Annotated in this window: 9 protein-coding genes, 4 tRNA genes and 1 rRNA gene; 5 read left to right on the top strand and 9 right to left on the bottom strand. The window is 37.9% G+C overall.

All coding sequences use genetic code 11. From position 1 onward, the window contains the following. The 6 genes from DV417_RS07445 to DV417_RS07420 form a co-directional block, all read right to left on the bottom strand. Positions 1-79: ribosomal RNA gene (locus DV417_RS07445) — 16S ribosomal RNA — on the bottom strand; the annotation flags it as partial. Between the two features lie 175 nt (positions 80-254). Beyond that, a tRNA-Pro gene (locus tag DV417_RS07440) sits at positions 255-331 on the bottom strand. Between the two features lie 21 nt (positions 332-352). Then, positions 353-428: transfer RNA gene (locus tag DV417_RS07435), tRNA-His, on the bottom strand. A gap of 26 nt (positions 429-454) precedes the next feature. Continuing rightward, positions 455-531: transfer RNA gene (locus DV417_RS07430), tRNA-Arg, on the bottom strand. A gap of 148 nt (positions 532-679) precedes the next feature. Continuing rightward, complete coding sequence (gene rlmKL / locus DV417_RS07425) at positions 680-2815, bottom strand: bifunctional 23S rRNA (guanine(2069)-N(7))-methyltransferase RlmK/23S rRNA (guanine(2445)-N(2))-methyltransferase RlmL (RefSeq protein WP_118879254.1); 2136 nt, start codon at positions 2813-2815, stop codon at positions 680-682. A gap of 130 nt (positions 2816-2945) precedes the next feature. Continuing rightward, positions 2946-3022, bottom strand: a tRNA-Met gene (locus DV417_RS07420). Positions 3023-3207: 185 nt separating this feature from the next. Here DV417_RS07420 and mltA point away from each other — a divergent pair. The 3 genes from mltA (at position 3208) to znuA (ending at position 6290) form a co-directional block, all read left to right on the top strand. Beyond that, positions 3208-4320 carry a murein transglycosylase A gene (gene mltA / locus DV417_RS07415; protein ID WP_005633213.1) on the top strand — a complete coding sequence of 371 codons (1113 nt, stop codon included), beginning with the start codon at positions 3208-3210 and terminating at the stop codon, positions 4318-4320. Next, positions 4320-5090 carry a tRNA cyclic N6-threonylcarbamoyladenosine(37) synthase TcdA gene (tcdA, locus tag DV417_RS07410; protein WP_065246081.1) on the top strand — a complete coding sequence of 257 codons (771 nt, stop codon included), beginning with the start codon at positions 4320-4322 and terminating at the stop codon, positions 5088-5090. Before mltA ends, tcdA begins: the two co-directional genes overlap by 1 nt. A 177-nt stretch (positions 5091-5267) precedes the next feature. Then, positions 5268-6290, top strand: coding sequence for a zinc ABC transporter substrate-binding protein ZnuA (gene znuA, locus DV417_RS07405; RefSeq protein ID WP_118879253.1), 1023 nt, complete (start codon positions 5268-5270; stop codon positions 6288-6290). Positions 6291-6340: 50 nt separating this feature from the next. On the opposite strand, the gene DV417_RS07400 is transcribed toward znuA, so the two are convergent. After that, complete coding sequence (locus tag DV417_RS07400; protein ID WP_111697052.1) at positions 6341-6847, bottom strand: DUF2301 domain-containing membrane protein; 507 nt, start codon at positions 6845-6847, stop codon at positions 6341-6343. A gap of 107 nt (positions 6848-6954) precedes the next feature. Then, positions 6955-8316 carry a UDP-N-acetylmuramate:L-alanyl-gamma-D-glutamyl-meso-diaminopimelate ligase gene (gene mpl / locus DV417_RS07390; RefSeq protein ID WP_118879251.1) on the bottom strand — a complete coding sequence of 454 codons (1362 nt, stop codon included), beginning with the start codon at positions 8314-8316 and terminating at the stop codon, positions 6955-6957. 157 nt (positions 8317-8473) lie between these two features. Here mpl and DV417_RS07385 point away from each other — a divergent pair, with 157 nt between their 5' ends. Further along, positions 8474-9025: a hypothetical protein gene (locus tag DV417_RS07385; protein ID WP_118879250.1), complete on the top strand. Its 552-nt coding sequence runs from the start codon at positions 8474-8476 to the stop codon at positions 9023-9025. A 48-nt stretch (positions 9026-9073) separates the two neighbouring features. Here DV417_RS07385 and metC read toward each other — a convergent pair whose 3' ends face one another. Then, positions 9074-10261 carry a cystathionine beta-lyase gene (metC, locus tag DV417_RS07380; protein WP_118879249.1) on the bottom strand — a complete coding sequence of 396 codons (1188 nt, stop codon included), beginning with the start codon at positions 10259-10261 and terminating at the stop codon, positions 9074-9076. Between the two features lie 136 nt (positions 10262-10397). Between metC and DV417_RS07375 the strand changes: the two genes are divergently transcribed. Next, positions 10398-11000, top strand: coding sequence for a peroxiredoxin C (locus DV417_RS07375; protein WP_005625599.1), 603 nt, complete (start codon positions 10398-10400; stop codon positions 10998-11000). Positions 11001-11031 lie beyond the last annotated feature (31 nt).

Below are 11031 nucleotides of genomic sequence, written 5' to 3'. Positions count from 1 at the left end.
TCTCCTGCTACCGTTCGACTTGCATGTGTTAAGCCTGCCGCCAGCGTTCAATCTGAGCCATGATCAAACTCTTCAATTCAAGTTCAATCGCTCAATAAACTGCTTAGCTATAAATAAAACACTACTTTAAAAGTAATTATGAATTTTCAGTTAAGCACCTATTAAGACTTCAAAATTAAAAATATTTTTAAAACAAGTCAATCAACAAGTGCCCACACAGATTGTCTGATATATTGTTAAAGAGCAAAATAAAGTGGTCGGCGAGATAGGATTTGAACCTACGACCCACTGGTCCCAAACCAGTTGCGCTACCAAGCTGCGCTACTCGCCGTCAGATCTTATAAAAATAAGATGGGGTGGCTAATGGGATTCGAACCCACGACAACTGGAATCACAATCCAGGGCTCTACCAACTGAGCTATAGCCACCATTAAAAGTTGTTACTGCACTGACCTGGCGCGCTCGACAAGATTCGAACTTGCGACCTTTGGCTCCGGAGGCCAACGCTCTATCCAACTGAGCTACGAACGCGTTATTGCGTCGTTGCGGAGGCGTATATTAATGATTTAACAAAACCTTGTCTAGCACTTTTTGAAAAAAAATGTTTGAGCGATAGTTTTTTATTCAGTTTGTTTAAAATTCACTATCTTTTCGACTATTTTTACAACTTGGTAAATCATTATATATGTTGAATCATCCAACAATTATGAATTTGTTTATTACGTTCAAAATCTAGCGGTAACGTTTTATGCGAAATTTCTACCGCACTTAAACCTAATTCTTCCAACGCAACTAAATTCATTTTGAATCCACGTTTATTATTCGAGAAAACAATTGTGCCATTATTCGACAAAACTCGTTTTAGATTGCTCATCAATTTCACATGATCTCGTTGAACATCCCAACTCTCTTCCATACGTTTAGAATTCGAAAACGTCGGTGGATCCACAAATATCAAATCAAATTGACGATCACATTTTTCTAACCATTGAAGGCAATCTGCTTGAATTAATTTATGTTGTTTACCTTCAATATCATTCAAAATAAGATTTTGCTCCGCCCAATTAAGATAAGTATTGGACATATCAACGGTCGTTGTCGATTTAGCGCCACCAAGTGACGCATGAACAGTTGCAGAACCAGTATAAGCAAATAAGTTCAAGAAATCTTTACCTTTTGCCAACTCACCAATCATTTTTCTTGTTAAACGGTGATCTAAGAATAATCCAGTGTCTAAATAATCTGTCAAATTTACCCAAAGTTGCACGCCATATTCATTCACATAAAAGTATTCACCTTTATTGGCTAATTTCTCATATTGGTTGGTACCTTTTTGTTTCTGACGAACTTTGAGGATTAGCTTATTCGTTTCCACACCTGTAACGTGCAAAGTTGCAGTAACAGCATCTAATAAACGTTGACGCGCTTTATTTTCATCAATATTTTTCGGCGCTGCATATTCTTGCACAACAATGTAATCTGCATAACGATCGACGGCTAAATTATATTCAGGCAAATCGGCATCATATAAACGATAAGCGTCTAATCCTTGCTGCTTTGCCCATTTGCTAATTTTCTTAATATTTTTTTGTAATCGATTAGCAAAATCAGTTGCCACCTCCGAAGTGCGGTTAAATTCTAGTTCATTTTCGACTTGAATTTCGTTAGATTTTCGTTCTGAAACTTGATAATTCTTCTGCACACAATCTAATGGGCCATTTTTTGCTTTAAACTGTCGGCAGGCACGCATTCTCAAACAATCAAGCAATGTTGATTCGCTACTAAAAACAGAAACATTCCAACCGCAAAATTCTTTTTTAAGTCTTTGCCCAAATACAGAATAGAGCGCGATTAAAGCTGGGGTTGTGCCTAAACGTTCACCATAAGGTGGATTACAGATAACCGTACCAACTTCATTTATGCTAGGATTTTTCAACGCTGCAACATCACCTTGTTGCCATTTAATTAAATGTGAAACGCCTGCATTTTGTGCATTCTTCTGCGCCTTTTTTAATACGCGGTGATCGAGGTCAAATCCATAAAAGTGCGGTTGAATTTCACTTTGTTTTTCTTCTGCTAATTCAATCGCTTCATTTTTTACCTTTTCCCAAGCAGATTGATTATGCGCTTTCCAAAAATCAAATCCCCAATGTAAACGATAAAGTTGCGGCGCAATTTTAGCTTCCATTTGTGCCGCTTCAATTAAAAGCGTGCCAGAACCACACATTGGATCCACTAATGGAGAACCCGCTTGCCAACCTGAACGCATAACAATTGCAGCCGCTAAAGTTTCACGTAAAGGTGCTTGACCGGCATCCTCACGATAGCCTCGCAAATGTAATGCTTCTCCACTTAAATCTAAAGAAATCACTAAATTTTCACGGTTCAAATAAGCATGGATACGCACGTCCGGGTGAATTTTATCTACATCAGGGCGAGTTTTACCTTGACGTTCAAAGTAATCGACAATTCCATCTTTAACGCGCATCGCACCAAATTGAGTATGACGAATTTCTTGGTTGGTTCCATTAAAATCGACAAAGAAGGTAACTCGTTCATCAAATTGCGCTAACCAATTAAATCCTGAAACAGCCGCATAAAGATCCAAATCACTGTAAATTTTGGTTTCAATCAAAGGAAATAAAATGCGTGAAGCAAGGCGTGACCAAAGCAAAGTGCGGTATAAAGTTTCGTCATCAGCTTGATAATGAACGCCACCTTGAACCACTTTTGCCTCTTGCGCGCCAAGTTCAGTGAGTTCAACTTTTAATAATTCTTCAAAGCCACGAGAAGTCGTTGCAAATAATTGTTTCATTTAGGTACCGGTTTTGAAAATTTTGAGGGATTATAGCACAGAAAAAGATGATCTAATTGAGATCATCATAGCGAGTTAAACTGTAAAAAGAAAAGCCCTGATTTTCTTAAATCAGGGCTTTAGAATTTGTTGGTTGCGGGGGCCGGATTTGAACCAACGACCTTCGGGTTATGAGCCCGACGAGCTACCAAGCTGCTCCACCCCGCGTCTGATGTGGTGCACTATACTCTATTAATATTTTTTTGCAAGAATTAAACAAAAGTTTATGTTTCATTTGTTAATAAAATGTTCAATGTGAGTTTTTATTAATCAGCTTGACTAAATAACACTGGTCGTATTGAAGGATTTTTGATAGCGTATGCAGCCTTATTTAAGCTTATTTAGGATTAAAAATGTCAGTTCGAAAATTTTTCTCATTAAAAACATTTTCTATTGCAGTGACAACCGCACTTTTAGTTGCCTGTGGTTCTTCTAATACAACAAAAACTCAAATTCCAACCACGTCAAACGGCAGCGATCCTCAACAATTTGGTGCCAAATATTCGGGTCGTAATTATCAACAAGCTGTATTTATGCCAGTTTCTCAAGTTGAAAACCAAAGTGCGGTCATTAATCAGGGTGATTTTTTAACGCAACTTTCAAATGTACAAAGTTATTCAAGCAAACTATCTGATCGTTTCTATGGCAACTATGAAAAAATTACGAATTGGGTACTTTCTGGCGCCAATGTCAGTGAGCTTTCTAAATTTGGCATTAACCCGCAAATTATGCGAGGATTCGATGGATATCAAAATGTTTTGATGACAGGCTACTACTCGCCTGTCCTTCATGCACGCCGTTCACCGCAAGGTCAATTCCAAAATCCAATTTATCGCATGCCAGCAAATAAACGTTTTAGCCGTGCGCAAATCTATGCCGGTGCATTAGCGGGTCAAGGATTAGAATTAGCGTATAGTGATTCCATGTTAGAAAACTTCTTACTTGGGGTACAAGGCAGCGGTTATGTAGATTTTGGTGATGGCAACCTTAATTACTTCGCTTATGCAGGACAAAATGGCTTTCCTTACACCGCTGTTGGGCGTTTATTAGTAGAAGATGGTGAAGTGCCAAAAGAGAAAATGTCTATCCAAGCAATTCGTGAATGGGGTAATCGTAATCCATCTCGTGTACAAAGTTTGTTAGAACGTAATTCTTCTTATGTATTCTTTAAAAATGATCCGAGTGGCAAAGTGAAAGGTTCTGCAGGCGTACCACTTGTACCAATGGCTTCAGTAGCATCAGATCGTAGCGTTGTACCATCTGGTACTGTTCTTTTAGTCGAAGTGCCTGACATTGATAATAACGGAAACTGGCTTGGTACACACAAATTGCATTTAATGGTTGCACTTGATGTGGGCGGTGCGGTGAAAGGTCACCACTTTGACTTATATCGTGGCATTGGTGATCAAGCAGGTCATATTGCAGGATTATCCAAACACTATGGCCGAGTATGGGTGTTGCAATAATGGCTCCAGTGGACAATTATGAACAGCGATTTGGCGGTATTGGTCGACTTTATACACCTGATGGGCTCGCGCGCTTACGCAAAGCCCATATTTGCGTAATAGGCATTGGAGGCGTAGGTTCTTGGGTCGTAGAGGCTTTAGCACGTTCAGGCATTGGTGAACTAACATTAATTGATATGGATGATATTTGTGTCACAAATATCAATCGCCAACTTCCTGCGATGAGCGGCACAATCGGCAAACTAAAAACTGAAGTGATGTCAGAGCGAGTAAAATTAATTAACCCAGAATGTACCGTCAATATTATTGATGATTTTATCTCACCAGAGAATCAATCGGATTATCTCAACCGAGGCTATGACTATGTGATTGATGCCATTGACAATGTGAAAACTAAAGCATCGCTGATTGCTTATTGTAAACGTAACAAAATTAATGTAATTACTATTGGTGGTGCTGGCGGTCAAACTGATCCAACCCAAATTCAAATTGCCGATCTCAGTAAAACCATTCAAGATCCGCTGCTCGCCAAAGTGCGGTCAGTTTTACGCAAGGATTACAATTTCAGCCAGAATCCAAAACGTAAATTTAGTATCGATGCGGTATTTTCAACACAACCTCTAATATTCCCACAAATGACTGAAGGCTGTTCTATTTCTGCCACAATGAATTGCGCAAACGGGTTTGGTGCAGCCACAATGATTACGGCAACCTTTGGTTTTTTTGCCGTTTCTCGTGTAATAGATAAATTACTAAAGAAAAAATCTTAATCACCTCTTGAAAATGCACATTGTTCATAAATGTGCATTTTTTATTGAATGAAACCTATTTACTTTGAAAATGAAAAATTTTCCCTCGCGTTCCCTATAAAATCGTTGCAATTTATATAAAAAGGCGTACTCTTTTTCCTTTTGAGAATTATTACCAACAAGTAAGGAAACAGAAATATGAAAAAACTTTTAAAAATTAGCGCCATTTCTGCCGCACTTTTAAGTGCGCCAATGATGGCGAATGCCGATGTATTGGCATCAGTAAAACCTTTAGGCTTTATTGTTTCATCTATTGCAGATGGCGTAACTGGCACACAAGTCCTTGTTCCTGCAGGCGCCTCTCCACATGATTACAATTTGAAATTATCTGATATTCAAAAAGTAAAATCTGCAGATTTAGTTGTGTGGATTGGTGAAGACGTTGATTCATTCTTAGACAAACCAATTAGCCAAATTGAACGTAAAAAAGTGATTACCATTGCCGATCTTGCGGATGTTGAACCTTTATTAAGTAAAGCTCACCACGAGCATTTCCATGAAGATGGCGATCACGATCATAAACATGAGCATGAGCACAAACACGAACATAAACACGATCACGAACATGAACACGGCCATGATCATAAGCACGAGCATGAACACCACGACCATGACCACGATCACCATGATCATGACGAAGGTTTAACGACAAACTGGCACGTTTGGTATTCTCCAGCGATCAGCAAAATTGTTGCACAAAAAGTAGCGGATAAATTAACTGCACAATTCCCAGATAAAAAAGATTTAATTGCACAAAATCTTTCAGATTTTAACCGCACTTTGGCAGAACAAGGTGAAAAAATCACAGCACAACTTGCGAATGTTAAAGATAAAGGTTTCTACGTTTTCCACGATGCTTATGGTTATTTCAACGATGCTTATGGTTTAAAACAAACGGGTTACTTCACCATCAATCCATTAGTTGCGCCAGGTGCAAAAACTTTAGCGCACATTAAAGAAGAAATCGCAGAACATAAAGTAAATTGCTTATTCGCAGAACCACAATTTACGCCAAAAGTGATTGAATCTTTAGCTCAAAATACTAAAGTCAATGTAGGACAACTCGACCCAATTGGCGATAAAATCAATTTAGGCAAAAATTCTTATGCAATATTCTTGCAATCTACCGCAGATAGTTACATGGAATGTTTAGCTAAATAAACCTTTCTAAAAAACAATGACCGCACATAAAAGTGCGGTCATTTTCTTTTCTAAATTTGATATTTTGTTTTGTCTCCGATATCAAAATGCAAAGGCATTCGCCATTTTTGTATCGCTAAAACTAAAAGTAATACGCCAGAAATAATAGAAAAAATACGTAATGCTATTAGATTATTTAACACCCATGAAAACCACAAGCAAGCCACAAATATCGGCTGTAAATTTAGCAAAGGTACGCGGAAACAAAAATATTCTTTAAAACACAAACCACCTAAAGTAAGTAACGCACCGCCAAGGGCTAAAGCGGGATAATGATTAATATAAAAAAGTAATCCTATCCAAGTAGCAAATTGAAAAAGTAATCGGAAGGATTTGAGATAAATATGTAATGAAGAAGCACAGCAAGTTGCCGCAATTAATATAAAGGTGAGTGATAAATCTGGATACCAACTCATGGCAAGAATAGCCAATGCGGCTATCACAAAGCCAGAACGATAAATAATGACAGTCAGATTATCTAAAAAATCCATCGGTGATTTAATATGTGGATCAGCCATTCTACAAAGATTCCTTTTATAAATTACAAATTAAAAATAAATGTTACGTCAACTCAATAAAAAATGCGGCCAACTTAAAAACATTTTCTAAATTAACCGCACTTTTATTATTTCTGTTTAAGCTTATCAAGAATTTTTTGATGAATGCCACCAAAACTGCCGTTAGACATCACCAAAATGTGATCTGTAGGTTGAGCCTCAGCGACAATCATATCGACTAATCGATCTAAATTTGCATTCCAATAGGCAGGTTGTACACATTGGTTTGCAATATCTGCCACTTCCCAAGGAAGTTGTTCTGGTTGAAGCATAAACACTTCATCAGCTCGACCAAGTGCAGGCGCAATTTCATCTTTATGAACACCCATTTTCATTGTGTTAGAACGAGGTTCAAGCACTGCAAGAATTCGCACGCCGCCCCCCACTTTATCTCGTAAAGCGGTTAGCGTAGCAAGAATAGCTTCTGGATGATGAGCAAAATCATCATAAACGGTGATGCCATTAACTTCACCTTTTACTTCTAAACGACGTTTAGCATTTACAAAAGATCCTAATGCTTTACACGCATCTTCAATAGCCACACCCGCATGATGAGCAGCAGCGATCGCCATTAAAGCATTATGCATATTATGTTGTCCGACTACATTCCATTTTACTTCTGCCACTTTTTCACCATGATGGAAGACCGCAAAATGTGAGGCATCATTTGTAATACGTTCAGCAAACCACTCATTATCTTTGCCTAAAAATTGTTGTTGCGACCAACATCCCAATGCCAGCGTTTCTTTTGCACTTTGTTCACTCGCCGAACTTAATACCAAGCCACTTGCCGGAATGGTTCGAATCATATGATGAAATTGGCGTTGGATTGCTTTAAGATCATCAAAAATATCTGCATGATCAAAACTAATGTTATTTACGATAAGTGTACGCGGATTGTAATGGACAAATTTTGAACGCTTATCAAAGAAAGCTGTATCATATTCATCAGCCTCAATAACAAAATAAGGGCTGTCTCCTAAACGAGCTGAAATGCCAAAATTACCTGCAATTCCTCCGATTAAAAAGCCTGGTTTTAAGCCATTTTGTTCTAAGATCCACGTTAACATGCCTGTTGTAGTTGTCTTTCCATGCGTACCAGAAACCGCCAAGACCCAACGATCGCGTAATAAATGATCATGTAACCATTGAGGACCAGATGTGTATTTCAAATTATTTTCCAACACAGATTCTACGCAAGGATTACCGCGCTTCATCGCATTACCAATGATTACCATGTCAGGCGCAGGTTGTAATTGTGCAACATCATAATTTGGAATAATCTCGATACCTTGCTCTTCTAAAAAAGTGCTCATTGGAGGGTAAACATTAGTATCGGAACCCGTCACGTGATAACCCATTTGTTTGGCAATCATCGCCACGCCGCCCATAAATGTGCCACAAATACCTAAGATATGAATATGTTTCATTGTACTTCTCTACTTATCAAGGAAAATGAAAAGTATAATAAAACAACTTCTATGAACTTTCAAAATAAAAGACTGTCATAAAGGCTCACATGGGCTATAATTGAGCCCTTAAAAATGAGTAAAACTCAACGAACAAAATATAATGAAGGAATTTACAATGAAATTTAATAAATCTTTTCTCTTTGCAAGTATCATCGCAGGTTCAATTGCATTAACCGCTTGTAACGATAAAGAAGAAAAAGTAGCAGAAAAACCTGCTGCAACAGAAACTACTCAACCAGCTCAACAAGCAGTACAACAACCTCAAGTAAAAACTGATGATTTAATCACTCAAGCAAATGCAGAATTCCTAAAAGTTGCGAATGTAAAAGTAACGAATGTTTCTGTAACCGATGATTTAAAATCATTTTCTATCACTTATGAAATTACAAACTTAAGCGATAAAGCTATTTTAGAAGCGCAATGGTTAACTGTTTATAAAGAAAATAACCAACCATTCTATGTAGCAAATCTTCCAGCATTACAATTTGGGAAAACAATTGCACCAAAAGCTAGCGAAACAGTAACATTATCGACAACTGAAGAAGCCGTGCTTTCTCAAATTCGTCCGCACTTGCAACAAGGGAAAAATATTCAAGTAGATATTATCGGAACTTCAGTACATTTTTCTGACGGTTCGAAAGTTGGCTTAGTGTCAGAGCAAAAATAATCCTATAAAAAATGCCTGTGTAAAACAGGCATTTTTTTATCCGCACTTTCAGGCAATTCGCTTAAATCCAGCTTTTAAATCTGCCATCAATTCATCTACATCTTCAAAGCCAATATGCACACGAATTAACGAACCTGTAAGGTTACGCTTAATATTTGGACGAATATGGGCAATTTCTTCTGGCTGATTACAAAGAATTAAAGACTCAAATCCTCCCCATGAATAAGCCATAGTGAACAGTTGAAAATGATCCATGAAATTTGAGACTTGTTCTGATGTCAATCGCTTATTTAATTCAAAAGAAAATAAGCCACTGCTACCACTAAAGTCTCGTAAAAAGAATTCATGACCAGGGCAACTTGGTAAGGCTGGATGGTACACAGTTTTTACCTCTGGTTGCTCACTCAACCATTTTGCTATTTTAATACTGCTTTCCTGATGTTGTTTTAATCGTACCCCCAATGTACGAATACCACGAGCGGTCGTATAAGCAGAATCTGCATCCACCATTTGCCCCATTAAATAGGAATGTTCTCTAAGTTGATCCCAAGTTCGAGCATTAGCAACGGCAGTACCAATCATAATATCAGAATGCCCCACTAAATATTTCGTACCCGCTTGAATAGAAATATCAATATCATGCTCTAACGCTTTAAATAGAACACCTGCCGACCAAGTATTATCAATCATAATCACAATATTAGGGTTCACCGTTCTTGCAGCCTTCACAATAGTCGGAATATCGGGAATTTCCATTGTGATAGAACTCGGCGCTTCCAAGAAAAGTACTTTTGTACTCGGTTGAATGAGCGTTGCAATATCAGCACCAATAAGAGGATCGTAATAAGTTGTATCGATCTGCATTTTTTTCAGCACAATATTACAGAAATCTTGAGTTGGCTCGTAAGCTGCACCACTCATTAATACATGATCGCCACTTTTTACAAAAGAAAGAATCGAATTAGTTACTGCTGCTGCACCACAAGGATAAAGATAACAGCCTGCGCCTCCCTCCATTTCGCACATTAAATCTTGTAAAGCAAAATGTGTTAGTGTACCTCTTCTGCCATAAAATAATTCGCCTTTTGCTCTATGTTTAGTGGCATGTTTTTTATCTTCAATACTGTCAAATACTAATGAAGAAGCTCGTTGTAAAACGGGGTTTACAGCTCCTTGTGAAAAGCGTTTTTTACGCCCTGCATGGACAAATGTTGTTGAGAGATTGTGTTGTTGCATATTTCCACCTTATTTTAGATAAGATTAATTGCTTTAATAGATAAAATCGAGTATAAAATGTCGGCGTTTCAAATAGAACCGCGCCGCTATTTTGTGTGGCAAAACTTTAACTTAACTTTATATAGGAATTATGACTATGGTATTAGTAACCCGTCAAGCACCAGATTTTACTTCATCTGCTGTATTAGGCAATGGCGAAATCGTTGATAACTTCAACTTTAAAAAACACATTGCTGGAAAAGCTGCAGTAATCTTTTTCTACCCATTAGACTTTACCTTTGTTTGCCCTTCTGAGTTAATCGCATTTGACCACCGTTATGAAGAATTCAAAAAACGTGGCGTAGAAGTAGTTGGTGTTTCTATCGACTCTCAATTTACTCACAATGCATGGCGTAACACCCCAACTGAAAATGGTGGTATCGGCCAAGTTAAATATGCATTAGCAGCAGACGTAAAACACGAAATTGCTCAAGCATACGGCATTGAACACCCAGAAGCAGGCGTTGCATTACGTGCTTCATTCTTAATCGACAAAAATGGCGTCGTTCGTCACCAAGTTGTAAACGATCTTCCATTAGGCCGTAACATCGATGAAATGTTACGTATGGTTGATGCATTACAATTCCATGAAGATCACGGTGAAGTTTGCCCTGCCCAATGGGAAAAAGGTAAAGAAGGGATGAAAGATAACCCTGAAGGCGTTGCAAAATACTTAAAACAAAACGCTGATAAACTTTAATCCGTAATTATTTACAAGAAAGCCACATAAT

Origin of the sequence: Haemophilus haemolyticus (assembly GCF_003490935.1) — a bacterium.
Classification (GTDB): Bacteria; Pseudomonadota; Gammaproteobacteria; order Enterobacterales; family Pasteurellaceae; genus Haemophilus; species Haemophilus haemolyticus_M.
This window is presented reverse-complemented; position numbering and strand designations above follow the sequence as displayed.